General features: G+C 48.3%; 26 protein-coding genes. 11 read left to right on the top strand and 15 right to left on the bottom strand.

Features of this window, described 5'->3' with window-relative positions; translation table 11 throughout:
• Positions 1-132: 132 nt before the first annotated feature.
• The 7 genes from HMPREF2606_RS08000 (at position 133) to argF (ending at position 5,912) form a co-directional block, all read left to right on the top strand.
• Positions 133-555: a DciA family protein gene (locus HMPREF2606_RS08000; RefSeq protein ID WP_070712257.1), complete on the top strand. Its 423-nt coding sequence runs from the start codon at positions 133-135 to the stop codon at positions 553-555.
• 291 nt (positions 556-846) lie between these two features.
• Positions 847-1,425: an azurin gene (gene azu / locus HMPREF2606_RS07995; protein WP_070712258.1), complete on the top strand. Its 579-nt coding sequence runs from the start codon at positions 847-849 to the stop codon at positions 1,423-1,425.
• A gap of 92 nt (positions 1,426-1,517) precedes the next feature.
• A complete protein-coding gene (locus HMPREF2606_RS07990) occupies positions 1,518-2,027 on the top strand; it encodes a hemerythrin domain-containing protein (protein WP_070712259.1) in 510 nt (169 codons plus the stop codon).
• Between the two features lie 34 nt (positions 2,028-2,061).
• On the top strand, positions 2,062-2,682 hold the full coding sequence (locus HMPREF2606_RS07985) for a glucose-6-phosphate 1-dehydrogenase family protein (RefSeq protein WP_004519621.1): 621 nt from the start codon (positions 2,062-2,064) through the stop codon (positions 2,680-2,682).
• A gap of 112 nt (positions 2,683-2,794) precedes the next feature.
• Positions 2,795-3,928, top strand: a complete 1,134-nt coding sequence (gene dapE, locus HMPREF2606_RS07980; RefSeq protein WP_070460152.1) for a succinyl-diaminopimelate desuccinylase — start codon at positions 2,795-2,797, stop codon at positions 3,926-3,928.
• 96 nt (positions 3,929-4,024) lie between these two features.
• A complete protein-coding gene (locus HMPREF2606_RS07975) occupies positions 4,025-4,780 on the top strand; it encodes a methylated-DNA--[protein]-cysteine S-methyltransferase (RefSeq protein WP_070460155.1) in 756 nt (251 codons plus the stop codon).
• A 136-nt stretch (positions 4,781-4,916) separates the two neighbouring features.
• Positions 4,917-5,912, top strand: coding sequence for an ornithine carbamoyltransferase (gene argF, locus HMPREF2606_RS07970; protein ID WP_070460158.1), 996 nt, complete (start codon positions 4,917-4,919; stop codon positions 5,910-5,912).
• Between the two features lie 98 nt (positions 5,913-6,010).
• Here the strand turns inward: argF and HMPREF2606_RS07965 are convergent, their stop codons facing one another.
• The 3 genes from HMPREF2606_RS07965 to hemN all read right to left on the bottom strand — a co-directional run bounded on the left by HMPREF2606_RS07965 (position 6,011) and on the right by hemN (position 8,772).
• Positions 6,011-6,997, bottom strand: a complete 987-nt coding sequence (locus tag HMPREF2606_RS07965; RefSeq protein WP_070460161.1) for a TraB/GumN family protein — start codon at positions 6,995-6,997, stop codon at positions 6,011-6,013.
• Positions 6,998-7,035: 38 nt separating this feature from the next.
• Positions 7,036-7,281, bottom strand: a complete 246-nt coding sequence (locus tag HMPREF2606_RS07960; RefSeq protein WP_070460222.1) for a DUF1289 domain-containing protein — start codon at positions 7,279-7,281, stop codon at positions 7,036-7,038.
• 69 nt (positions 7,282-7,350) lie between these two features.
• A complete protein-coding gene (gene hemN, locus HMPREF2606_RS07955) occupies positions 7,351-8,772 on the bottom strand; it encodes an oxygen-independent coproporphyrinogen III oxidase (protein WP_070460164.1) in 1,422 nt (473 codons plus the stop codon).
• 162 nt (positions 8,773-8,934) lie between these two features.
• On the opposite strand from hemN, the gene fnr reads away from it, so the two are divergent.
• Positions 8,935-9,669 carry a fumarate/nitrate reduction transcriptional regulator Fnr gene (fnr, locus tag HMPREF2606_RS07950; RefSeq protein WP_039862092.1) on the top strand — a complete coding sequence of 245 codons (735 nt, stop codon included), beginning with the start codon at positions 8,935-8,937 and terminating at the stop codon, positions 9,667-9,669.
• A gap of 86 nt (positions 9,670-9,755) precedes the next feature.
• Here fnr and HMPREF2606_RS07945 read toward each other — a convergent pair whose 3' ends face one another.
• A complete protein-coding gene (locus HMPREF2606_RS07945) occupies positions 9,756-10,706 on the bottom strand; it encodes a CysB family HTH-type transcriptional regulator (protein WP_070460167.1) in 951 nt (316 codons plus the stop codon).
• Positions 10,707-11,148: 442 nt separating this feature from the next.
• Here HMPREF2606_RS07945 and HMPREF2606_RS07940 point away from each other — a divergent pair, with 442 nt between their 5' ends.
• Positions 11,149-11,910, top strand: coding sequence for an OmpA family protein (locus tag HMPREF2606_RS07940; protein WP_049336752.1), 762 nt, complete (start codon positions 11,149-11,151; stop codon positions 11,908-11,910).
• A 135-nt stretch (positions 11,911-12,045) separates the two neighbouring features.
• Here the strand turns inward: HMPREF2606_RS07940 and HMPREF2606_RS07935 are convergent, their stop codons facing one another.
• A complete protein-coding gene (locus tag HMPREF2606_RS07935; RefSeq protein ID WP_070460169.1) occupies positions 12,046-12,474 on the bottom strand; it encodes a DUF4149 domain-containing protein in 429 nt (142 codons plus the stop codon).
• Between the two features lie 98 nt (positions 12,475-12,572).
• Positions 12,573-13,049 (bottom strand): transcription elongation factor GreA, encoded by a 477-nt coding sequence (gene greA / locus HMPREF2606_RS07930; protein WP_003684304.1) that lies wholly within the window; start codon positions 13,047-13,049, stop codon positions 12,573-12,575.
• A gap of 345 nt (positions 13,050-13,394) precedes the next feature.
• Here greA and HMPREF2606_RS07925 point away from each other — a divergent pair, with 345 nt between their 5' ends.
• Positions 13,395-14,804, top strand: a complete 1,410-nt coding sequence (locus tag HMPREF2606_RS07925) for a PepSY-associated TM helix domain-containing protein (RefSeq protein WP_070712260.1) — start codon at positions 13,395-13,397, stop codon at positions 14,802-14,804.
• A 211-nt stretch (positions 14,805-15,015) separates the two neighbouring features.
• Here HMPREF2606_RS07925 and rplS read toward each other — a convergent pair whose 3' ends face one another.
• From rplS to HMPREF2606_RS07880, 9 genes are all read right to left on the bottom strand, one after another.
• Positions 15,016-15,381 (bottom strand): 50S ribosomal protein L19, encoded by a 366-nt coding sequence (gene rplS / locus HMPREF2606_RS07920; protein WP_003679470.1) that lies wholly within the window; start codon positions 15,379-15,381, stop codon positions 15,016-15,018.
• Positions 15,382-15,395: 14 nt separating this feature from the next.
• On the bottom strand, positions 15,396-16,145 hold the full coding sequence (gene trmD, locus HMPREF2606_RS07915; protein WP_003679468.1) for a tRNA (guanosine(37)-N1)-methyltransferase TrmD: 750 nt from the start codon (positions 16,143-16,145) through the stop codon (positions 15,396-15,398).
• Positions 16,145-16,654, bottom strand: coding sequence for a ribosome maturation factor RimM (gene rimM, locus HMPREF2606_RS07910; RefSeq protein WP_070460175.1), 510 nt, complete (start codon positions 16,652-16,654; stop codon positions 16,145-16,147). Before rimM ends, trmD begins: the two co-directional genes overlap by 1 nt.
• Before the next feature lie 15 nt (positions 16,655-16,669).
• Positions 16,670-16,918: a 30S ribosomal protein S16 gene (gene rpsP, locus HMPREF2606_RS07905; protein WP_003679465.1), complete on the bottom strand. Its 249-nt coding sequence runs from the start codon at positions 16,916-16,918 to the stop codon at positions 16,670-16,672.
• 75 nt (positions 16,919-16,993) lie between these two features.
• On the bottom strand, positions 16,994-19,384 hold the full coding sequence (locus HMPREF2606_RS07900; protein WP_070584971.1) for a bifunctional acetate--CoA ligase family protein/GNAT family N-acetyltransferase: 2,391 nt from the start codon (positions 19,382-19,384) through the stop codon (positions 16,994-16,996).
• A 55-nt stretch (positions 19,385-19,439) separates the two neighbouring features.
• Positions 19,440-20,837 (bottom strand): HAMP domain-containing sensor histidine kinase, encoded by a 1,398-nt coding sequence (locus HMPREF2606_RS07895; RefSeq protein WP_070584973.1) that lies wholly within the window; start codon positions 20,835-20,837, stop codon positions 19,440-19,442.
• A gap of 15 nt (positions 20,838-20,852) precedes the next feature.
• Positions 20,853-21,530 carry a two-component system response regulator MisR gene (misR, locus tag HMPREF2606_RS07890; RefSeq protein WP_003748666.1) on the bottom strand — a complete coding sequence of 226 codons (678 nt, stop codon included), beginning with the start codon at positions 21,528-21,530 and terminating at the stop codon, positions 20,853-20,855.
• A 206-nt stretch (positions 21,531-21,736) separates the two neighbouring features.
• On the bottom strand, positions 21,737-23,569 hold the full coding sequence (locus tag HMPREF2606_RS07885; RefSeq protein ID WP_070584975.1) for a PglL family O-oligosaccharyltransferase: 1,833 nt from the start codon (positions 23,567-23,569) through the stop codon (positions 21,737-21,739).
• Complete coding sequence (locus HMPREF2606_RS07880; RefSeq protein WP_039862096.1) at positions 23,566-23,922, bottom strand: DUF2069 domain-containing protein; 357 nt, start codon at positions 23,920-23,922, stop codon at positions 23,566-23,568. Before HMPREF2606_RS07880 ends, HMPREF2606_RS07885 begins: the two co-directional genes overlap by 4 nt.
• A 218-nt stretch (positions 23,923-24,140) precedes the next feature.
• Between HMPREF2606_RS07880 and hisC the strand changes: the two genes are divergently transcribed.
• Positions 24,141-25,226: a histidinol-phosphate transaminase gene (hisC, locus tag HMPREF2606_RS07875; RefSeq protein ID WP_070584977.1), complete on the top strand. Its 1,086-nt coding sequence runs from the start codon at positions 24,141-24,143 to the stop codon at positions 25,224-25,226.
• The last annotated feature ends 4 nt before the right edge of the window (positions 25,227-25,230 follow it).

The raw sequence follows: 25,230 nt of genomic DNA, 5'->3' as shown, positions 1-25,230 counted from the left end.
TAATAGTGGGCGAAATTGGGATTTTAACACAAGCGCTTGTATAACGCGGTAATGCTGTTTGAAATAAAGGCGGTTTTGCTGTATTTCAATTGTAATTGTTTGGTTAATTTACTGAGAGGCCGTCTGAAATATATGGATTTAGCACAATTAGGCAAGCGCGATCATTTACTGGCGGGCTTGTTGCAACAATCGCAACAATGGCGGAAATTGGATGCAAAAGTCAAAACGGTTTTGCCGGCCAACCTGCATCCGCATTTTCAGACGGCCTGCGTAGAAGACGGAAGATTGGTTTTGCTTGCTGCCAACAATATGGCTGCTTCGCGTTTAAAAATGATCCTGCCCGCCATGCTGCCCAAGTTGCAAGCATTACATGACGGAATACGGGAAGTGGCGGTCAGGGTGGTCCCCAAACCTCCTCCTCATCCGAAAACCAACAGCTTGCGATTGAGCGAGGCTGCTTTGGACAGCTTCGATGCGGCTGCGGCCAAATTGGAAGGCAGGCATCCCGAATTGGCGGCGACATTGGCAGAATTAGTCCGCAAGCACAGCCGCTAAAATCATGCTAAATGAGATTATGGTTAATAAATGTTAAAACTTATATCATTCGGCTGATAGCATCTAATACTAAAGAAATACGACCTAAAAAGTATCTGTTTTCTTTTAGGTAAACTGATGTAAACTTGGCTTGAAACTTTGATTTCGTGTGAAGTTTGTAGCAAAATAACGCCTGAATTTCACATCACGCTATACGGATAAATTTTAGTTTGGCGTTTGCCTTTTATTAATATATTCGCGTAGTGCTATTAATAGAACTTAACGAAACTCTCATCATTAGGAGATACATCAATGAAAGCTTATCTGGCTCTGATTTCCGCTGCCGTTATCGGCCTGGCTGCATGCTCTCAAGAAGCTGCAAAACCTGCTGAAGCCCCTGCTACTTCTGCCGCTTCCGAAGCTGCCCCTGCAGAAACTACTGCACCTGCTGATGCAGCTCCTGCTTCTGAAGCCGCTCCGGCAGACGCTGCCGCTGCTCCTGCTGCCGGCAACTGCGCGACTACTGTTGAAGCCAACGACGCTATGCAGTTCAACACTAAAGAAATCCAAGTAAGCAAAGCTTGTAAAGAATTCACCATCACCCTGAAACACACCGGTACCCAACCTAAAGCCAGCATGGGTCACAACATTGTTATCGGTAAAACTGAAGACATGGACGGTATTTTCAAAGATGGCGTTGGCGCAGCTGACACTGACTACGTTAAACCTGATGATGCACGCGTTGTTGCCCACACCAAACTGATCGGTGGCGGCGAAGAATCTTCTTTGACTCTGGATCCTGCCAAACTGGCTGACGGCGAATACAAATTCGCTTGTACCTTCCCAGGTCACGGCGCTTTGATGAATGGTAAAGTTACTTTGGTTGACTAATCCGCATTAAGCTTAAAAACAGACAGCCTGCCTTGCGCAGGCTGTTTTGTTATAATCTGGAAACATTAATTTAAGAATAAAACCTCAAAACCATGAATCCGTTTGAAACCAAAAGCGTTACTTTTGCCGAACCCATTGAAATGCTGTACGCCTGTCATGGCAAAGTGCGCCGTTTCTGCAGCCAGGTTGCCATGTTGTCGGACTATATTGCCGAAAATGGCTGCAATCAGGTTGTTTTGCAAACCATCCGCCAAATTGCCCAGTATTTCAACGTTGCCGCGCCGTTGCACCATGAAGATGAAGAAGAAAACTTCTTTCCGCTTTTGTTGCAATATGCGCCGCAAGCTCAAGAAAGCGTTGACGAGCTTTTGCGCCAACATGTCAGCCTGCATAGCAACTGGGACGGCGTAGCGGCTGAATTTGCCAAGCTTGAAGCGGACAACGCCTATATCCCTGATGCCGAAGCATTCAAACTTTTTGTCGCAGGATATGATATCCATCTGGCGATTGAAGAGCCGCTGTTTGATATGGGCAAAACCTTTATCCCCAAAGAAAAACTGACCGAAATCGGCGAAATTATGGCCGCACGCCGCCGCAAATAAGGCCGTCTGAAACAATCGTCCCAAGGAATACACGATGCTGACCCCAAAAAGTTGCGATTTGTTCAATATCCCTTTTTTCCAGTTTTCCCAGCTTAAAAAATACCAGCCTGAAAGCATTCCGCAAATCAAGGCAGACTATAAAGAAAACTGGCAAGTATGGCAGCAGCTGATCCAGCAGGTTGCCGCCGAATTGGGTGCGCCGTTTGCGCCGCCGCATATCGAACGCTGGTGTAACGGCTGGCAGGTACGCGCTCATTTCTTTGCGTATTTCAAATACGAACAATATAAAAATTCCGCAGCGATTTTATCGATTTTGCTGAATCGCCGCCGTTTGAGCGTCAGCTTGGACTGGCATTGCTATAAAGCCGATGTGTCGCCCATTGCGCTGCCTGATTACAACCGCTGGCTGGATAATTTTGATACTGAAAAATACGCTTCCTTCGATATGTGGCACGGTGCGGAAAGCGAATATGACGATTATCGTACCGTTGCCCAACAAAGCGACGGCGATAGAAAGCTTCGAGACGACAAAGATTTCTTCTGTATCGGGAAACACATCGAACGCGATGATTTGGGCAAGCAGGATGTCGCGAAATGGATAGTGGAAACAGTGGAAGACTTACTGCCGCTGTATGAAGCTTGCCATGGAAAATAACTCAGAATACCGAAAGGCAGACTGTCCATTCAGTATCTTCAAATGAACTCAAGGCCGTCTGAAAATTATATTCAGAACGTTTCAGACGGCCTGTTTCTCAAAGTGAGCAAATATGACCGAAACTCAATCCTTAGAGCTTGCCAAAGCGCTGATTTCCCGCCCGTCCGTTACGCCGGATGACCAAAACTGCCAACAACTACTGGCCGAACGTCTGCAAAAAATCGGTTTTGCCGTAGAAGAGCTTTATTTTGGCGACACCAAAAATGTTTGGTTGCGACGCGGTACTCAGGCTCCGGTGTTCTGCTTTGCCGGACATACCGACGTCGTGCCGACAGGCCCTGTTGAAAAATGGGATTCGCCACCGTTTGAACCGACCGAGCGTGAAGGCCGTCTGTATGGCCGCGGCGCGGCGGATATGAAAACCAGCATTGCCTGTTTTGTTACCGCCTGCGAGCGATTCGTTGCCGAAAATCCCAATCATCAAGGCAGCATCGCGCTCCTGATTACTTCGGACGAAGAGGGTGATGCGCTGGACGGTACGACCAAAGTCGTCGATGTGTTGAAAGCGCGCGGCGAGTTGATTGATTACTGTATCGTCGGTGAACCGACTGCCGTGGATAAATTAGGCGATATGTTGAAAAACGGCCGCCGCGGCTCGCTGTCGGGCAATCTGACCGTCAAAGGCAAGCAAGGCCATATTGCCTATCCGCATTTGGCAATCAATCCCGTGCATACTTTTGCCCCGGCCTTGTTAGAGCTGACACAAGAAGTCTGGGACGAGGGCAACGAATACTTTCCACCGACCAGTTTCCAAATTTCCAATATCAACGGCGGTACAGGCGCGACCAATGTTATTCCGGGCGAGCTGAACGTCAAATTCAATTTCCGCTTTTCTACCGAGTCCACCGAAGAAGGACTGAAACAACGCGTCCACGCCATTTTGGACAAACACTGCGTGCAATATGATTTGCAGTGGTCTTGTTCCGGCCAACCGTTTTTAACTCAGGCCGGAAAACTGACCGATGTGGCGCGCGAAGCCATTGCCGAGATTTGTGGCGTTGAGGCCGAATTGTCCACTACCGGCGGTACTTCGGATGGACGCTTCATCAAAGCCATTGCCAAAGAACTCATCGAATTAGGCCCGTCTAACGCGACCATCCACCAAATCAACGAAAACGTACGTTTGGAAGATATTCCGAAGCTGTCGGCAGTATATGAAGGTATGTTGAAACGTTTGTTTAAGTGAAAAAGGCCGTATAGGCTTTGAAAAACGATAGGGCGATATGATTCTTTTGCTCTTTTTGTTTTCGTTTAAGTTATCGATAATTGGACAAGGCAAAATATGATTACTCTGCCTTCTTTAAACGACCTTCCATCAAGGTGGAATGAAATCCGAGAGCAGTTGGAAACTGACTTTCCCGTTACTCTCGAAGCCTTGCTGCACGAGCGTCTTACGGAACACGAAGCCAAGCAGTTCGAGCAGGATTTTATCGACCGTATCGGCTGCACGCCCGAAGAATATGTCCGTATCCGCCGAGCCATCCGTCTGTTGGAAGCGCGTTATCCTGATAGTCCGAACGAACTGACTGCGGCCGCGGTTGCCACGCCGTTGGGTGAGATGTTGGCGGTGTTCGGCAGTAAGGGTTTGTGTCTGCTGGAATTTGTCGGGCAGAAACATATGGAACAGGAAATCATGGCTGTCCAAAAAGCTTTGAACGGACAGTTTATTTTCCAAGAAAATGAGCAAACGCAACTTTTGCGTCAAGAATTGGATTTATACTTCCAAGGCCGTCTGAAAGTTTTTGCGACACCTTTGGAAACGATAGGTACAGCCTTTCAGCAGCAGGTGTGGAATGCGCTGCTGACCATTCCTTACGGCGAAACGCGCAGTTATAAGGAGCAGGCGCAACAGTTGGGTAATCCTAAAGCCATTCGTGCCGTTGCCGCTGCAAACGGGCAGAACAAGGTGTCTATCCTGATTCCCTGCCACCGTGTCATCGGCAGCGATGGCAAGCTGACCGGCTACGCAGGCGGTTTGAACCGCAAACAATCGTTGCTTGCCTTGGAGCGAGGTGAAGTTCAGACGGCCTTGTTTTGATAGAGGATAAGGAGCCGCGCTTCGGGCAGGCTTCGCATTCTGAAAAATTGAGCAGCAGAAGGTCGGGGAAGCCCGGAAAAATCTGCATGGAGAAAAATGTTGGGCAACCCCCACGCTAGAAAAAGAGAAATAAGACATGAGCCTGAAAAACCGCCATTTTTTAAAACTTTTGGATTTTACGCCGGAAGAAATCACTACCTATCTCGACCTTGCCGCCGAATTGAAGGCCGCTAAAAAAGCAGGGTGCGAGGTGCAGCGGATGCAGGGAAAAAACATTGCCCTGATTTTCGAGAAAACATCAACCCGCACCCGTTGCGCGTTTGAAGTGGCTGCGCGTGATCAAGGGGCAGGGGTAACTTATCTGGAGCCGTCTGCCAGCCAAATCGGGCATAAGGAAAGCATTAAGGATACGGCGCGTGTTTTAGGGCGGATGTTTGACGGTATCGAGTATCGCGGCTTTGGACAGGATGTGGTGGAAGAGCTGGCCAAGTATGCAGGCGTGCCTGTGTTCAATGGTTTGACCAACGAGTTTCACCCGACTCAAATGCTCGCTGATGCGCTGACGATGCGCGAGCATAGCGACAAGCCTTTGAACCAGATTGCGTTTGCCTATGTCGGCGATGCGCGTTACAACATGGCCAATTCGTTGCTGGTGTTGGCTGCGAAACTGGGCATGGATGTGCGTATCGGTGCGCCGAAAAGTTTGTGGCCGTCTGAAAACATTATCGAGACGGTGCAGGCTGTTGCCAAAGAGACCGGCGGACGGATTCTGTTGACGGAGAATGTGAAAGAAGCCGTGAAAGGCGTGGATTTTATCCATACCGATGTGTGGGTCAGCATGGGTGAGCCTAAAGAGGCGTGGCAGGAACGTATCGATTTGCTGAAAGATTACCGAGTTACGCCCGAATTAATGGCCGCGGCGGAAAATCCGCAAGTTAAATTTATGCACTGTCTGCCTGCTTTCCATAATCGCGAAACCAAAGTCGGCGAATGGATTTATGAGACATTCGGCCTGAATGGTGTGGAAGTAACGGAAGAAGTTTTTGAAAGCGAAGCCAGCATCGTGTTTGATCAGGCAGAAAACCGGATGCACACGATTAAAGCGGTGATGGTGGCGGCATTGGGCGATTGATTGTTACGCTCAATATTGCTTACTGCTTCATTTAATAGAGATTAAATAAAGGCCGTCTGAAAGAAAGACTTTCAGACGGCCTTGTCGTTTGATTGGATTTATTGCCAAATCAGGACTTTGGGTTCGGGTGTTACTTGATAGCCTTCTTTACGCAGTAGTTCGATTAGACCTTTTTCGCTGGGTAAATGGGCAATGCCGACAGCAAAGAGGGTACTTTGTTTGGCAGATTGCTTGCGGATTTCAGGCAGCCATGCCAAGTTGCGACGGATCAGAAGGTCGTTTTTCAGCCAATCGGACATAGCTTTGGCGTATTTGGTATCAACAAGTTTGAGGGTGCGTTGTTCGGTTTCTTCCAAAAGTGGGATGAGTTCTTCAAAGCGGCCGTCTGAATAGGCTTGATGGAGTTTTTTGACATCTTCGGTTTCTTCTTTATAGGTTTTAATACTGGCTTTCAGAAAGTTGAGCATGGTTTCTTCAGGCTGAGCTTTGAAGATCGCGGTAACATCGTCCAAACTTTCTAATGAACCACGCAGCTTATTGATGTCGGCGGCCGCGTTGGTCAGCAACATATCTGCACCGGTTTCTGCGCTATACCCTCGGGGAAATGTACTGCCGGCAAAAATGAATGCCGCCCACGGATGGAGTTTGTCGGCAATTTGGGTGATGGGTCGGCTTTCTTCATTTTGCGAATAGATTTCTTGTAAAAGACGGAAATCTGCTTTGCCGAGCTTACGGCTGAGTGGTTCGGTACTCATGACTTCCTTGAAGTATTTTTGATACATTTTTGCCGTTTCCGGGCTGCTGTCCGGCAATGCGTCAACTTCTGTCGTCAGTTGGGCGGTGGATTGCAACAGTTTGACTGCATCGGAAGACAAGGTTTGATTGGTTCGTCCCATATGGATGGTGCCGAGCAGGTAGGAATCGGGTTGGCCTTCTTTGCTGATTTTCCAAACATTGCTGGTCAGTTTAGGCTGCTGCCAGTTGAGTTCGGCGGGTTTGTTGTCGGATGAAGTTGCGGCGGGTTTGCAGGCGCCCAGGGCAAGGGCGGTCAATGGTACAAGCAGGCAGGCAAGCAGTTTTTTCATGTTTTTCCTTATTGTGGTGTGCGGTCGGCAAGGGCAATTTAGAAATCGAGCAGGTTTTGAACCGGATGTTCGCCCGTTTCGGTTTTTTCCAGTTTGCGGTTGCGGATTTTGGCCTTCCTGAGGGATAGAAGGTGCATGACTTGATGTTTTTGGCTATCGGTCATCTGGAGCCAGTACAAGCGCTCTTCCCGGCTGCGCAGGCAGCCTTTGCAATAACCTTTGGCATTGGCTTCGCAAACGCCGATGCAGGGGCTGGGAATGGGGAAGAAATCGGGTTGATCCATTTTGTGTTGCTTTTGATGTGAAAAAAGGCCGTCTGAAATATAGCACATATGTTCAGACGGCCTAAGTGTTTATACGGTTTGCGAGTATTTGGCTTTGGTTTCTTTATGGCGTAAATGGTAGTCGAACACCATGGCGATGTTGCGGATCAGGAAACGGCCCTTCGGCGTAACGGTCAGGCCGTGCGGTTTGAGGTGGACCAGGCCGAGGGTTTCCAGTTGCTTCATATCTTCCAGTTCCGCTGCAAAATAACGGCTAAACGGAATGCCGAACACGCTTTCGTAAATCCGATAGTCGAGCGAGAAGCGGCACATCAAATCCTGAATGATGTTGCGGCGCAAAATGTCGTCTTGATTGAGCTGGTAGCCGCGCATAATCGGCAGGTGTCCGGCGTCGAGTGCGGCGTAATAGGCATCGATATCGCGCTCGTTTTGGGAGTAGGTGCTGCCGATTTTGCCGATAGAGGACATGCCGATCGCCACCAAGTCGCAGTCGGCATAGGTGGAATAACCTTGGAAATTTCGTTGCAGGAAACCTTCTTTGAGTGCGATGGAGAGCTCGTCGTCAGGTTTGGCAAAGTGGTCCATGCCGATGAAAACGTAGCCTCGCTCAGTCAGGGTTTGGACGCAATATTGCAGCATATCGAGTTTTTCTTCACTGCCGGGTACGACATTGGTGTCGATACGGCGTTGCGGTTTGAAGATATGCGGCAGGTGGGCGTAGTGGTAGAGGGCAAGGCGGTCGGGATCGAGGGATAAGACTGTATCGATGGTGGTTTTGATGCTTTCGGTGTTTTGGTGCGGCAAGCCGTAAATCAAATCGACGCTGACCGATTTAAACCCGGCTTCACGCGCGGCATCAATCACTTCTTTGGTTTCTTCGTAGCTTTGAATGCGGTTGACGGCTTCCTGTACTTTAGGGTCAAAGTCTTGAATACCGACACTCATGCGGTTGAAACCGAGTTTGCCCAATTTGAGGACGGTTTCACGGCTGACTTTACGCGGGTCGATTTCGATGGAGTATTCGCCGTTGGGAATCAGCTGGAAGTATTTACGAATCATGTCGAAGACGCGTTCGAGTTGGTCATCGCTCAGGAATGTGGGCGTACCGCCGCCGAAGTGGAGCTGTGCGAGCTGGTGTCTTCCGCCTAAATGAGGTGCCAGCAACTCCATTTCTTTTTCCAGATATTGGATATAGGCATCGGCACGGCTTTTGTCTTTGGTAATGATTTTATTGCAGCCGCAGTAATAGCAGATGGTATTGCAGAAGGGAATGTGGATGTAGAGCGAAAGGGGTTTGTTGAGCGCACCCATGTTGCGCAGGTTTAAAGCTTGGATATATTCGGCTTCTTTAAAGCCTTCATGGAAGCGGTCGGCGGTCGGATAGGATGTATAACGTGGACCGCTTGATGGCAAACTGGCAATTAATTCACGATCAAATTCCGGTAATTCATTGTTTGTGTTGGTGTTATTTGAGATGGGGATGATTTTCATGGTCGGGGCTTGTAGTATGAAGTAAGGAAATTAGGGAAAATTTTAGTCAAAATTTCGATAGTTTGGTAGAATGCCTCATAATGATATGCCGACTTTGACATGGGTCAATAGTTATTCGGCTTAATCAGGGGTTGAGAGAATTAAGCAAATTAAAGGTGCGTTATGGCTACACACAATGCAACACATCAAATGAAAACCTTGTGTTCCACATGTTCTTTACGAGAACTGTGTTTGCCTGTCGGACTAATGCCTAACGAATTTTCACAATTAGATGCGGTTATTCGTCAAAGCCGCCGTCTGAAAAAAGGTGAATACCTGTTCCGTGCCGGCGAGCCGTTTACCTCTTTGTTTGCCATCCGTGCGGGCTTCTTTAAGACAACAGTCGCCAGCCAAGATGGACGAGATCAGGTAACCGGCTTTTTTATGTCGGGCGAGCTGATCGGTATGGATGGGATTTGTTCCCATATTCACAGCTGTGATGCTGTGGCTTTGGAAGACAGCGAGGTATGCGAGCTTCCGTTTACACATATTGAAGAACTCGGTCAGGATATTCCCAGCCTCCGCTCTCACTTTTTCCGCTTGATGAGTCGCGAAATTGTTCGAGATCAGGGCGTTATGCTGCTTTTGGGCAATATGCGCGCTGAAGAGCGATTGGCGGCATTTTTACTCAATCTGTCTCAGCGTCTCTATTCACGAGGTTTTGCCGCCAATGATTTTATCTTGCGGATGTCGCGTGAGGAAATCGGTAGCTATTTAGGGCTGAAACTGGAAACGGTCAGCCGCACCTTATCCAAATTCCATCACGAAGGCTTGATTTCGGTTGAACACAAGCACATCAAAATCCTAGATGCGACGACTTTGAAGAAAATGGTTTCCGGTTGTTCACACGCTATCTGAATCTGAGGCCGTCTGAAATATTTCAGACGGCCTTTTTAACAAGAATTAAAGAATAATTGTTAAGTTGCGCAAGTGATAGTCAAATTTTAAATTGAAAAATCTTCAACAACCGGCGTGTACAGAATGCGGTCGACTACTTCTCTGGTCAGTTTCGGTGCAAACATCTGGATAAAGTCATACGCGTAACCGCGCAGGTAAGTATCCGAGCGTAAGGCTATCCAAGTGGGCGACGGTTCAAATAAGTGTGCCGCATCAATCAGCTGCAAATCTTGATCAACCGCGGGATCGTACGCCATTTTGGCCATCAAACCAACGCCCAAGCCTAAGCGTACATACGTTTTCAATACATCCGTATCGGCAGCCGATAAGGCAACATCAGGTTGCTCGATATGCGCTTTATTAAAGGTACGCGCGATACTGCTGCCGGAATTAAAAGCAAATTCGTAAGTAACCAGCGGAAAAGAAGCCAAATCTTCAAGGCTTAAAGGATTGCGGCAGTCCAAAAGAGGGTGGTCATGCGGAACAATGACGGCATGGTTCCATTCATAGCAGGGCAGTTTGCCCAACTCGGGATGATCGTCAATGCGTTCGGTAATAATTGCCAAATCCGCTTCGCCGCTGCTGACCATTTGCGCAATGGCAGAAGGGCTGCCTTGTTTGATGGTCAAATTGACTTTAGGGTAGTTTTTGACAAATTCCGCAACGATTGTGGGCAAGGCATAACGCGCCTGGGTATGCGTTGTCGCGATGGTCAGCGAGCCGCTGTCGTGATCGGTAAACTCGCTGCCGATATTTTTAATGTTTTGTACATCACGCAAAATTCGTTCCGAAATATCTAACACGGCTTTGCCCGGTTGCGAAACGGAAACCACACGTTTGCCGCTGCGGATAAAAATTTGGATACCCAATTCTTCTTCAAGCAGGCGGATTTGTTTGGAAATGCCGGGCTGGGATGTAAAAAGCGCATCGGCAGCCTCGGAGACATTCAGATTGTGCCGGTAAACTTCAAGGGCGTAACGTAATTGTTGCAGTTTCATGGTAGCAGTACCGAATACGTTGTTATTGTGGATTTTGTGCGACAAACGGCATGTAATTTAACATATTTTGCCCAGTTTTGCCCCGAGTTTTGAAAATGGTTGTTTTTAATGAAAATATCTTTTAATGATATGAAAACAGGAAATTCAGGAAAGAAGAGGGAAAGGGGTTTTGTTGTTTTTGTACAACTTTAGGTAGGTGAATTGTCTGATTTTGCCCTAAATTAATGACACAAGATTGATTTTTCGGCATGATTAACTACTAGGAAGCAGGCACTTCATGATTGTTTGAAGGCATCGAGTATTGACAGTTTGCCTTGCGCTTCTTTATAGTGCAACCTGATATATCCGATTTGCCGCTGTTTTGATACTGCGGCCTGTATATTGGTACTTTGCAGCGGTTGCTTTCCTAGTCCGCCGCATAACAATTTGATGAGGGAATAAAATGACCAAACAGCTGAAATTAAGCGCATTGTTCGTTGCCTTGGTTGCCTCTGGCACCGCTATGGCCAGCGAAGCGCACACCAAACACGGTTACACCGTAAGCAGCCAATCTCAAGAAATCGTCCGTAACAACTACGGCGAATGCTGGAAAAACAGCTACTTCGACAAAGCTACCGAAGGCCGTGTTGAATGTGGTGACCGCGAAGCAGTTGCTCCTGTACAACAAGCTCCTGAGTATGTTGATGAAACTGTTTCTCTGTCTACTAAAACTCTGTTCGGCTTCGACAAAGACAACCTGCGTCCTGAAGCTCAAGAAAACTTGGACTCTTTGGCTCAACGCCTGAGCAACGACAGCGTACAAACTGTACGTGTTGAAGGTCACACTGACTTCATGGGTTCTGAAGAATACAACCAAGCTCTGTCTGAGCGTCGTGCCAACGTAGTTGCTAACTACTTGGTAGGCCGTGGCGTTGCTTCTAGCAAAATCTCTGCAGTAGGTCTGGGCGAGTCTCAAGCTCAAATGACTGCTACTTGTGAAGCTGAAGTTGCTAAACTGGGTAAAAAAGTTTCTAAAGCTAAGAAACGTGCTGCCCTTATCGCTTGTATCGAACCTGACCGTCGCGTTGATGTTAAAATCCGCAGCGTTGTTACTCGTCAAGTTGCTCCAGGCCAAACTATCGAAGGTCAAGGCGAATTGCCTGCTACTGATGAAGGTTGGATCCCAGCTCCTTACAATGGCGTTCACGGTTACGCTAAACCTTAATCGGTTTGTGAAAAATGCCCTGCATATTGCAGGGCATTTTTTTATGGTTTATATTTGAAGAGTCGGGGAATTCATGATTCAAAATAAAAGGCCGTCCGAAAATAAGTCTTTCAGACGGCCTTTTATTAAGACGGATTAGTTTGGCTTGGGCCATTTCCATACGCAAACAGCGGCGAGTATTGTGCAAATCAAAAAGATGATACTGGATAAGCCATGCCAAATGCCGAATGTACCGCCTACTAGAGACAGCAGCCAGTTATCCAGTCCGTACTTGTGTGCCTCGATAACCGGCGTAACCAAAAGATGATTACAGGCTAAGAGTAGCCAAAGTACCAAGATCCACCAAGAGAGGGAGGCAAGTTGCCGTCTGAAAAAGGCATAGGCTGCGCCAAAAATAGCTAAGCCGCATATTGCTGTGATGGCAAATAAAATGCCGGCGATTTCTCCTGCCAGCATTTTGGGCAGGATGCGGAACAGGATAGGGGCAGTAACATAGCCTGCTGTCAGCTGCATACCAAGCCACATGGCGGCAGCGGTTTGGATAATTTTGTATAGTAGATTCATTATGCTTCTCCTGGGAAGATTTTATTTTCTTTAATTATGGTGTTTTTAGGTATAACAAAAGGCCGTCTGAAAATGTTTTCAGACGGCCTTTTGTTTATTTAGATATATTGTACGGCAATGATGTCATATTCACGCACGCCGCCGGGTGCTTGAACTTCTGCAACGTCGCCTTCTTCTTTGCCGATCAGGGCTCGGGCAATGGGGGAGCCAACGTAGATTTTGCGTTCTTTGATATCTGCTTCATCTTCACCGACGATTTGGTAGGTAACTTGTTCTTCGGTTTCCAAGTCTTCCAGTGTCACAGTTGTACCGAACACGATTTTGCCTTCTGCATGGATTTCGGCAGGGTTGATGATGTGCGCCATAGAGAGTTTGTGTTCCAACTCGGCGATACGGCCTTCGATAAAGCCTTGACGCTCTTTGGCGGCTTCGTATTCTGCGTTTTCAGACAAGTCGCCGTGCGAACGTGCTTCGGCGATGGCTTCAATGACTTCTGGACGTGCTACGCTTTTGAGGTGTTGAAGTTCTTGTTTCAACAATTCTGCACCACGGACGGTCAAAGGGATTTTTTGCATTGAGTTCTCCATGAAAGCATGATGATGCTTTTAAAATTTTATCCGGCCACGCGCGGTAGCCGGATTGGAAATAAAAATACAAGCCGCCAAAGCTTGGCGGCTTGATGAATAAATAAGTAATGCCTGTATTCTACCAAATTCTGCCGAAACCGCAATGATTAAAACGGATTTTCAGTAAAGTGTTGTTTTCTGTTCTATTTTGTTTTTTCAGACGGCCTGAAAACTAAATATTGAAGTATTTCAAAGCTGCATCGGAAAAACGGTTTCTTAAATGAATGTTTTTGATTAAAATGTCTGATGCTAATTCGTAATAATTAGTCTGCTTTAACTATATAAAGAGAATATATGGAAACAAAACCAACTTCCCAAAATGAACAACAGGCTAACCGCCGTTATTTGACTGTTTGGCGATGGCATTTTTATGCCGGACTTTTGGTTGCGCCGTTTTTAACCCTGCTCGCTGTTACAGGGTTGGGAATGCTGCTATTTGCCAATGTCACCGGTAAAGAAGGCGAACGCATACATGTTACGCCGCAGGCGCAAGTGCAGCCTTTGTCGGCTCAGGCTGAAGCTGCTAGACAGTTTGTGAATCCGGAAACTGCTTCGGTAGTGCAGTATATTGCGCCGCGCGCAGATGATATGGTTGCCGTATTCCGCGTGAACAATGACGATAAGGCTGCTATGGTTGCCGTTGATCCCTATACGGCGAAGGTCGTCAATTCAACGCCGCGCAATGACGGCTGGTATCACATCATGGACGAAATCCATGGCGATATGATGATCGGCACGGTGGGCGACTATATACTGGAAACAGCCGCTTCACTGACTATTTTGATGATCATTACCGGGATTTACCTGTGGTGGGCAAAACAGCGCGGTGTGAAATCCATGCTTGTACCGAAAGCAGGTAAAGGACGTACATGGTGGCGTAGCATGCACGGCGCATTCGGCACTTGGGTTTCTTTGCTTCTGTTGCTGTTCTGTCTCTCGGGCGTTGCTTGGGCGGGAATTTGGGGCGGTAAGTTGGTTCAGTCTTGGAGCCAATTCCCTGCCGGTAAATGGGGCGTCGAACCGAACCCTGTATCTACCGTGCCGACCCACGGCGATGTGTTAAACGACGGTAAAATCAAAGAAGTGCCATGGGTTCTGGAGCTTACGCCTATGCCTGTTTCCGGTACGACGAAGGGCGAAAACGGCATCAATCCGAGCGAACCGATGACTTTGGAAACAGTTGACCGCTTTGCCCGCGAAATTGGTTTTGAAGGCCGTTACAAGCTTAATTTGCCTAAAGGCGAAACGGGCGTGTGGACGCTGTCTCAGGACTCGATGAGCTACGATATGCCCAGTCCGACCGCCGACCGCACGGTACACATCGATCAATACAGCGGCAAAGTCCTTGCCGACATCCATTACGATGATTACAACTGGTTTGGTAAATTCATGGCGGTCAGCATTGCGCTGCATATCGGTACGATGGGCTGGTGGAGTGTGCTGGCGAACGTTTTGTTCTGCTTGGCAGTCATTTTCGTCTGCATCAGCGGCTGTGTGATGTGGTGGAAACGCCGTCCTTCGGAAGCACGTGGTTTGGTTCCTCCTGCACAGAAAATCAAATTGCCGGTATGGTGGGCAATGGCTGTGCCACTTCTGATTTTGGCTGTGATTTTCCCAACAGCTATTGCCGCAATTGCTGTTATTTGGATTTTGGATACACTGTTGTTGTCGCGTATCCCTGCATTGGCAAGATGGTTTAAATAACCGCCCGATGTGATTAAAGGCCGTCTGAATCTTTTGTTTCAGACGGCCTTTTGTATAAAGGTTAAAAGAAGCAAGGGAATTATGATTCTGTTTAAGTTTATGCGCGAGAAGTGTATTGTGATTGGCTTGCAGGATTGTGTAAGAAAGATGAGGAGATCTTGTATAAAAACAAAAAACCCACTTCATTGAAGTGGGTTTTTGATGAAAGCGATTAACCTTTGCGAGCAGGCAATTTTTCTTTAATGCGAGCTGCTTTACCGGTCAGGCCGCGCAAGTAGTACAGTTTGGCGCGACGTACGTCACCACGGCGTTTAACTTCGATTTTTTCTACGGTAGGAGAGTAAAGTTGGAAAGTGCGTTCTACACCTTCGCCGCTAGAGATTTTGCGAACGATGAAGTTGCTGTTCAGGCCACGGTTGCGGCGAGCGATAACAACACCTTCGTATGCTTGCAGACGGCTGCGAGAACCTTCAACTACGCGTACAGATACGACAACGGTGTCGCCTGGAGCGAATTCAGGGATTTCTTTGTTCAAGCGAGCGATTTCTTCTTGCTCTAATTGTTGAATCAAGTTCATTTGTTTTTCCTAAGTTATGATTGGATTTCCTGTTGCTCTTGCAAGATTTCTTTTAAGAGGCGGGATTCCTTTGGGATTAAACTGCGCTTTTCCAATAAATCAGGTCGGCGCTCTAAAGTGCGTCGCAGCGATTGTTTCAATCGCCACTCGGCAATCAAGCCATGATTTCCTGAGCGTAAGACCTCGGGAACCATCATGCCTTGGAATTCTACGGGTTTGGTGTAATGAGGACAGTCTAAAAGGCCGTCTGAAAACGAGTCTTGTTCGGCTGACTGTATATCGCCCAATACACCCGGGACCAATCTTAAGACGGCATCCATCAACATCATGGCGGGTAATTCACCGCCCGAGACGACAAAGTCGCCAATGCTGATTTCTTCGTCCACACTGCTTTGCAACAGTCTTTCATCTATGCCTTCATAGCGTCCGCATAGAAGAACAAGATGGGGCAGTTCGGCAAGTTCTGCAGCTTTTTTATGCGTCAGCGGCTGACCTTGCGGACTGAGATAAATTACTTTGGCAGGTTTTTGCGAGTTTGCTTTGGCTTCTTCGATTGCCGCTTGAAGCGGCGGCGCCATCATAATCATTCCCGGACCACCTCCGAAGGGGCGATCATCAATATAGCCAAGTTTATTGTCGGCAAATTTACGGGGATTGATGGCTTGGAACTGCCAAAGATTTTGTTTTCTTGCTCTGCCTGTAACGCCATATTCGACAATGCTGTCGAACATCTCTGGGAAAATGGTGATGGCTTGAATCAGCATCAGTAGTCCAAACCCCAGTCGGCGATAATGGTTTTGCTGTCGGTATCGACAGATTCGATATAGTTGGAGACAAAGGGAATCAGGATTTGTCCGTGTTCGCCTTTAATCATCAAAACATCATTTGCACCGGTTTCCATCAGGTTGCTGACTTTGCCGAGGACGATGTTTTCTTTGTTGATGACGGTCATGCCGACTAAATCTGCCCAGTAGTATTCATCTTCCTCAGTAGGGGCGAATGACTCTCTGGGGATTTCGATGGTATAGCCGCGCAAGGCAAATGCTTGGTCGCGATCGTCTATACCTTCAAATTTGACCTGAAGTTCGCCATTGACAATTTTACCTGCCTCAAGCATAACATCCAGGGTTTTGCCATCCTTGCACAACTGCCACTCGGGGTAGTCCAGCAGGCTGTCGGTATATTCGGTATTGGCGGCAATTTTAAGCCAGCCTTTAATGCCGAATACGCCTTTGATGTAGCCCATGGCTACCCGTTTTTGAGTGTCTGTCATGGTCGTTTCGGCTGATTAAGCAGCGATTTTTTGCTCTTTAATCAGTTTGGCAACTGCGTCGCTAACTTTCGCGCCTTGAGCAACCCAGTGGTTGATGCGGTCTGCGTCGAAACGTACGCGTTCTTGTTTTTCGTTGGCAACGGGGTTGTAGAAACCTACGCGCTCGATGAAGCGGCCGTCACGACGGTTGCGAGAGTCAGTTACGACTACGTTGTAGAAAGGGCGGTGTTTTGAGCCGCCGCGAGCCAAACGGATAACTACCATTTTGAGTCCTTTTGAAAAATGCGGATATATAGAAACCGCTAATTTTAGGATATTTCACACGGGTTATGCAAGTTTTTATTTGTTTTTGTTGCTGTTTTGCCATTCGTTCAAATCGAGGCTTGCTTGATACAGGCCGCGATCGGTCTCCGATGGGGTAACGGTAAATCCTGATTTTTCAGCGAGTTTGAGCATCGGTGTGTTTTCTTTGAGGATTTCCGCATTCATGGTTTGGTAACCTTGCTGTGTGGCAGTTTGGATAATGAAGCTCATCATTTTGCCGGCCAAGCCGGTTTTGCGTACTTCAGGCGCTAAAGTAATGCCGAACTCGCACTCATTGCGATTGATGCGGCTGTAGCGGCTGACTGCGACGATACGGCCGTCTGAAGCGAAGGCTGCCCACGCGCATTCGGTATGGAAATCGGGACGGGTCAGCCGTGCGAGTGTGGGCAGCGGTAACTCGTTGGTATGGGTCATGAAGCGAGTATAGCGGTCGGCCGCGGGTAATTGGCGGACAAATTTTTGTTTGGCTTCGGCATCTTCAGGTTCTAGTGCGCGGATGTGCAGTGTGTTGCCGTCGGGCAGGGTAAAGGTATCGGTTTGGCTCGGATAGGGTGCGAGTACGTTTTGTATCTCGGGCGTTTCGGTTTTAGGGTGCAGCAGTTCGGAAGCGGCTTCGCCGGTGTTGCGTAGGAATTCGGCTGCGACCGGATTTTTTTGTTGGAGGTAGGCGGCGGCACTTTGCATTTTAGCGGCGGCCTGTTCTAAGGTTTGGACGGCTTTTTTGGGGATTTTGGTTGTCGGCGCGGCTGGTTTTTCCACAATTTCGGGAATGATGGTGCTGCTGTATTGGCTGCCGTTGTAGTTGAGGATGATGTCGCCGATATGCTGGTTGTTGTGGATAAGCGTGTTTAGGGAATACAGGAATTGATTGAGAACGGAAGTGTTGTCGAGTTCTGCAAATTGGCTTAAACGCTGGATATCGAGTGTGGTAAATGGAGGTAATGCGGCTTCGGTTTTGCCGTTGTAATGGGCGGAAAGGATGTTGCCGTAAATGGCATGGCGGCTGAACCGGAACTGGACGGCATTGTGTTTTTGGGTTTGGCACGGAGGCAGGTATAGGGCTTCCGCCATCAGTTCGGTTTGGCCGGAAGCAATGGCTTTATCGATATTTTTGCTTTTAGGTGTTTTCAGACGGCCTGTTTTGGCTGGCGCAGGGGTATTTTGCACCTGTTGCAAATAGGCGGTTTGATTGCGGAAATAAAGTGTCAGTAAGGCTTCTTCCGGCGTGTTAAACCGAGTCAGGCCGTCTGAAAAACGATAGCTGACGAGAATGGGCTTGCTGGTTTTTTGTGTCAAATTATCCAGAGTTTGATGAATGCTGTACGCATCCGGCGTATCTGGCGAAATAATGCCGAGCAGGGCTTGAGTATGCGGATTTTGTAATTGTTCGAGCGCCAGACGGTGGATGCGTGCAGGCGTGGGGTTGCTGCCGATGCAGCCTTGTCGGATGGATGGTACATCGGTTGGGAGGTCGAGGGTCAATTCACAGGCATTGGCGGTAGTGTGCAGCCATTCTATCGGCGTGTCGGACAGAATGGTGGGGTTGGTAATGACGGGAATGCCGGAAAGGTGGGCTTTTAGGGCTGCTTCCAGCTCGGCGGTATTGAATACCGGTTGGAAATTGCAATGGCGGCTGAGGCTGCGCAGGATGGCTTTGTCTGTGTCGTTGGTATGGTGTGTGGACAACAGGATAAGCGGGGTGTGACGTGTGAAGTGGCGGATGGCGCTGAACAGCTCGCGTTGGTTTTCGGTCGGATTGTAGTGGATGACGGCAACTTTGGTATGGCGGTTGTGGCCGAAGCGGTTGAGCCAGTCGGCGGATGTGGTGGGACTTAGGTTGTAGTTGAGGCTGATGTGGCGCGATATGCCTTGATGCATTGTGTTCAGCAGATGGTTGATGTTGCGGCTGACAGTGCTGTGGCCGGTGAGTAATGCGATATGGCCGGCCGGATAGTCGGCTTGGGTGCCGATATTGAGATTGAGTGAGGGAAGTTGGACGCCTGCGCTGTTACAAACGCTGATGTTTAATTCGTCGCCGTGATATTTTTGAATGATGGAACGGGCGTTTTTGCAGGATTCGGGCGGCAGGTTCTCCCAATCTTGGATCAGGATAATGTGGCGCAGGCCTTTTTTGCGGCAGGCTTTGAACAGTGTGTCGTAATGGTCGTGCGGGATGACGGCAACAACTAGGTCGGCCTGGCCTGGAATTTTGCTGAGGCTGGAGTAGGAGGGGAGGCCGGCAACGCTGCTGTGGCGGAGATTGACGGGCGTGATTTTGCCTTGATATGAGGAACCGAGCAGGTGGCTGAAAATGCGTTCGCCAAGGCTGTGGGGGCGTTCGCTGGCGCCGACAAGGATGATGTGTTCGGGCATGAAGAAGTAGCCGGTTTGGACGGTTGCATTCATGATGGTTCCTTATTTGTGTTTTGGGCCGTCTGAAGAGTTTCAGACGGCCTTATTTTTAGGCTTCTTTTTTGTCTCCGGCTTTCTTTTTGGGAAGGATGAAACGCATCCTCAGGCCGTTGGGTTTGATGTTTTCAGCAATGATTTTGCCGCAGTGCTGCTCCATGATGTGTTGCGTCAAGGCAAGCCCCAAGCCGGTGCCGGGTTTGTGTGCGCTGGAGTCGGCACGATAAAAGGCGGTAAAAATATGCGGAAGCTGCATTTCATCGACACCCGGGCCGTTGTCGGTAACATCGATAATCCAGTGTTTGCCGTCTTGTCCGATATGAGCCTGAATGGTACTGCCTTCCGGACTGTAGTTGATGGCATTGCGGATAACGTTGTCGAAGGCACGGTATAGATAGCCTTCGTTGGCACTGATTACGGCATTTTCAGGGATTTTAGGGTCAATGCTCAGGGTAACGCTTTGATTGTTTTGGTGGGCAATGCTTTGGTTGTCCTCAATCAAGTTGGTCAGGAATGAAACGAGTTTGAGGTTTTCTTTTTCCAAAGGGATATTGGAAGTCTCTAGGCGGGAGAGGGTCAACAATTCGCCGACCAAAGTATCCATGCGCACCAGTTCGCCTTCGAGTCGCTTGAGATATTGCTCTTGTTTTTGCGGCTGAGATTGAATCAGGCCGACAATCGCTTGCATACGTGCCAGCGGCGAACGCATTTCATGAGAAACGTGGTGCAGCAGGTGGCGCTCTTTGGCAACAAGTTTTTCAAGTTTCTCGGCCATTTTGTCGAACTGCACGGCAAGGTGGGACAATTCGTCGTCACGGTCGTCAACTTGTTGGGAAATACGGGTTTCGAGTTCGCCGTTGGCTACTCTGTCCATGCCGCCACCAAGAATTTTGATGGGCTTGGTAATGTTGTTGGCAAGGATGTATGCCATCAGCAGGCCGACGATGATGATGAAAGACAGAATGATAAATTCGTGCCAAATAGGCGAAAGCGGCAAGCCGGGAATGAAGAGCGGACTAGGGAGACGTTGGGCCTGATGGTTGTCCCAGCCTTTAATGAAGAAGAGGTATTCTTCGCCAAAACGGTCGTATTCGATGTGTGCCAAATCAGATTCAGGATTGTTGATGGCAAAGATACGGGCGCGTTCGATGGAGAGGCTATCGATGTCGCGGCCTAAAATATCTTTTTTATCATCGCCGGTAATCACATAAACGGCATTGGAGACCGGATTGTTTTTCCATTCCGAAAGAATTTCACGCGCACCGCTGTCTCCGCGCGAGTTAAACGCGGAGATGATGCTGCTCATTAATGTGGTTTCGATGGTGCGGCGTTGGTTGAATTGGTTTTCGGCGAGGGTATTTTGTACCAGCCAAAATGAAAAACTCGCCACAAAGATTGCGCAGACGATAACTGCGCAAAATGTGGCGAAGATGCGTTGAAACAGTTTCATTGATCTGTTTAATCTTTAGTTTTTAACAAACAGGTAGCCTAAGCCGCGTACGGTTTGAATCAAGGAGGCATCGCCCAATTTGTGGCGGATGCTGGAGATGTGTACGTCGATGCTGCGGTCAAATTTAGCCAGTTTGCGGTCGAGTGCCTCGATAGACAGGGTCTCTTTGCTGACGACTTGTCCAGCGTGGCGCATCAAAACTTCGAGCAGGTTGAATTCGGTGCTGGTCAATTCGAGCGGAGTGTCTTTGATGCTGGCTTGGCGTTTGGCCGGGTACAAAACGACGTCGCTGACGGAAATGCTGTTAGGCGCGTTGTTTTGTTCGTTGCTGTGTTGCGCACGGCGCAGGATGGCGTTGATGCGGGCCAAGAGTTCGCGCGGTGTGCATGGTTTCGGAACATAATCGTCCGCACCCATTTCCAGACCGATGATGCGGTCGATGTCGTCGCCTTTCGCGGTCAGCATGATGATGGGTACGGTGCTTTGGGTGCGTACGTTTTTCAGCACGTCCAAACCGTTCATTTTAGGCATCATGGAGTCTAATACGACGACATCGTATTGTCCGGTCAGAATTTCTTGAACGCCGGCTTCGCCGTCGGGAACACTATGAACGTTGAGGCCTTCGGCAGTCAGGTATTCGGTCAGCAATTCGGTCAAGAGGGCATCGTCATCTACGAGTAATACGCGACTCATGGAATTTCCTTTTCGTGATTGTATGCGCCGCGGTACTAAATGGCAGTATGGCGCTTAAAATAGAGTTGTGTTCAATCTTAACATGCAATCTGCTTTTGTTGATAGCGTAATTTTCTGTGCTTTTGCGCTTTTTTGCATAGAAACTCGCTGCTCTTTACATTTTCAGACGGCCTGTAAGGACAAACTGACAATTGGGTGTGTTTTGTTCAGGGTTTGTCGCATGATTGGGCGGTTTGGTGTTTCGGTGCGTTGATGAAATCTTTGCAATCGGACAAAAGTTTGGGCAGCAAGGGGGCGAATGCCGGGTGGCTGCGTATTTTGTCGGCGTAGAAATACATCATATAAGGATAATAATATTGCATTGCCTGCATCCATTGCGCACCTTCTTCTTTTTTGCCTTGTCGGTAGAGGTAAAGGCCGACTTGGTAGGCGCTGGAGTAGGGGCGGTAGGTCAGGGCTTTGAGTGCGGCTTCTTCCGCCCACGGACGGATGTAGGCATCGGTCGGGTCGGCACGTTTGCTCAAGCTCAAATCGGCGTAATAGGCAAGCATGGGGCTTTCTTTGGAAAGTCGTTGCAAGCCGTCGATTTTGTTTTGAACTGTTTGCGGATCGTCGGTTTTCCCTACACGGCTATATTGGGTCAGATTTTGATATTCCCAGCTGAGGTTTGCCATGCCGATTAAAATCGATAAAGCAGCTATACCGCCTGCCCATTGTCTGATTCGGGTAGATAAAGGGCCGTCTGAAACATCTTTCGGATAAGAAGGTGTCAGAGACAGAATCAGGCTGAATACGGTAAGGAAGTAGATATACCAAAGCGGATATTCGAGCATGCTGTGGCAGAGGCTGACGGAGGCGGCAGTCAGTAAAAACAGCGAGGCCGGTGTTTGGTTGAGTCCCAACAGTCGCCATACGGCTGCAAGCAGGGTTAAGGTTGCGAGCAAGGTGCCGGCAATGCCCATTTCGGACAATAACTGCATGACGATATTGTGCGAATGGGTAAACAGTACGCCGAGGATATTATTGGGGAAATATTGTTGCTGGGCATTGATCAGAAAGGTTTGCTGGGCAAAGCTGTTCCAGCCATGGCCGAACCAAGGTGCGGATTTAAAGGCAATCCATGCTTTGCTCCATTCGATTTGGCGCATGGAGCCTTCAAAGCCGCTGGTGCCTGCGCGTTCGACAGCAGTTTCGTATTTGATGTTGCCAAACAAATCCAACAGGCTGCCCATACCGAATTGGAAAGCGGCGGCCAGGATGGCAGTCAGGAGAAAAATGCACAGTGCGCGTTTGTGTTGGAAACGGGTACGCCAAAACCATAACGGCGTAATCAGGAATAGGGCGGCGATGTAGCCTAAGATGGTGCGCGAGTTGACAAGGCCGAGGGTTGCGGTCAAAGCCAATACGAACAGAAAACCTGCTGTATTGGACATTTTGCGTGCCGTCCATAAATAGGATGCCGCCAAAATGCCCCACATTAAATAATGTCCCAAATGATTGCGCTGGCCGAGTTGACCGTTTACGGTGCCGTTGCTTCGGGCAATGATACCGTTCAACCACTCTACGTTGGACCAGCCTTTAAATTGCAGCCAGATGATGGTGGCTTGTATGGTTGCCCCTATCAATAAAGACCAAGCAAAGATGCTGACGACGCGCTCCTGTCCGTAAGCTGCTACCCAGCCCCGCACCGACCATGCGCCCAGTGCCAAAATGACAAAGGTCCAGGCAGTAATATCGCTCATGCCGGGGTAGGTAGAGTGCATGAGGCGCGCTTGGAGCGACCAAAATGCAGCCATGGCAAACAAACCGATACTGAGTGCGGGAAGGCGGATATTCAGCAGGCCTTTGTGTGCGCTAATCAATGTCAGTACCAATGAGCCGCTCAGTGAAATGGCTTCCAGATAAAAGCTGGGTAATGGGCCGACTCGGTAGAGTGAAAGAAAAGGGATGGCACAAATCCAAAGAAAACTGAGCCATAAAGGCCAAAAGGTTTTCACTGAAGATTCAGTCAGGCCGTCTGAAAGTGTGTGGTAGGTCATTTTGATGTGTGTTTTTGTTGTTTGATAAATGCAAGGCAGCCGAGGAAAAAGGCAATGCACAATAATACGGAAACGGCGGCGCAAATCCGGCTGGCGAGAGCCGTGTCTGCCAGGCGCATACAGGCTTCGGCAAAGTAAATCAGAATCAGCATGGAGCTGTATTGGTAAGTGTAGATGCGTTTTTTCAAAATGCCGGTCAACGGCAAGCACAAAGGCAGGGCTTTCAGTGCCAACCATGAGCCGCCTTCGCGCAATGGCGCGATCCATAATTCCCATGATAAGGAAAGCAGGATCAGCAGGATAAGGCTTATGGAAGTTGCAAGATAAGGTAATGGGGAGCGTGTATTGTTCACAATATTGAGGGCGTAAAGCCGTACTGGAAAACTTAAAATTATACCGCTAAAAAGGCAGGGTAAGCCAAGAATATTGCTTAAAGATGTTGAAGAAAGGATTTATTGTTTTTTCTTCAAACGAATGAAACTTTATCTTGTTTTATAGTCTTATTAATATATATATTTAATAAAGATTGTGCTATTATTCTAAATACTTTATCTCAGGAGGATAGAAAACCATGAATCGCGTTGCTGATGTTATCCGTGATGATATTAAAGTAATGACAGCCTATCAGGTTGCCGATTTGCCGGAAGGTTTTATTAAGTTGGACGCCATGGAGTGTCCGCATCATCCTTTCGCCGGGTATGAATCTTTATTATCGGAATGGGCGGACTTGGCAAAGCAGGCGCCGATTCATTTGTATCCCCATACTGCCAAGAGCGGCATTTATGAAGAATTGAGGGAGGTTTTCGGTATTCCCGATAAAGCGGAAATCGCGTTGGGTAACGGCTCCGACGAGCTTATCCAATTTTTGACTATGCTGATTGCCAAACCAAATGCGCGTGTATTGGGTATTGAGCCAAGTTTTGTTATGTATCGTCATAATGCCGCGCTTTATGGCATGGAATATGTCGGCGTTCCCTTAAATCCGGATTTTTCTTTAAATCTCCCTGCCGTTTTGACCGCTATCGAGCAACATCGGCCGTCATTAATTTTTATTGCCTATCCCAATAACCCTACCGGCGTGTGCTTTAAGCGAGAAGAAGTAGAGGCGGTCATTCGTGCGGCAACCGGCATTGTGGTTGTCGATGAGGCATATGGTGCGTTTCATCATGACAGTTTCCTTCCGTGGGCGGGCGAAGTCGAAAACCTGGTCGTAATGCGCACCATCAGTAAAATCGGCTTTGCCGGCTTGCGGATGGGATATGCAGCGGCAAGTCCAAGCATTATAGGTGAACTGGCCAAAATCCTTCCGCCTTACAATATGAATCAATTAAGCTTGGCGGCGGCAAAATTCTCATTGAAACATCATCAAATTATTCAGCAAAACATTGATACATTAAAAAACGATCGTTCGCGCGTGATGAATGAATTGTTGAAATTAAACCGTTTGGAAGTTTTTCCGAGCGAAGCCAACTTTATTACCGTTCGCGTTCCTGATGCGAACGAGCTGTTTGAAACATTGAAGCAAAACCGCATACTGATTAAAAAACTGCATGGCAGCCATCCGCTTTTGGATCAGTGTGTCCGCATAACCATAGGCTCGGCAGCGCAAAATGATGCCGTCTTGGCGGTTATTAGAAACCTTTACCCCAATCTTTGATTTC

Source organism: Neisseria sp. HMSC070H10, from assembly GCF_001837635.1.
GTDB lineage: Bacteria > Pseudomonadota > Gammaproteobacteria > Burkholderiales > Neisseriaceae > Neisseria > Neisseria subflava_A.
Note: the sequence above shows the minus strand (reverse complement) of the source record. Positions and strands in the feature narration are given on the sequence as shown.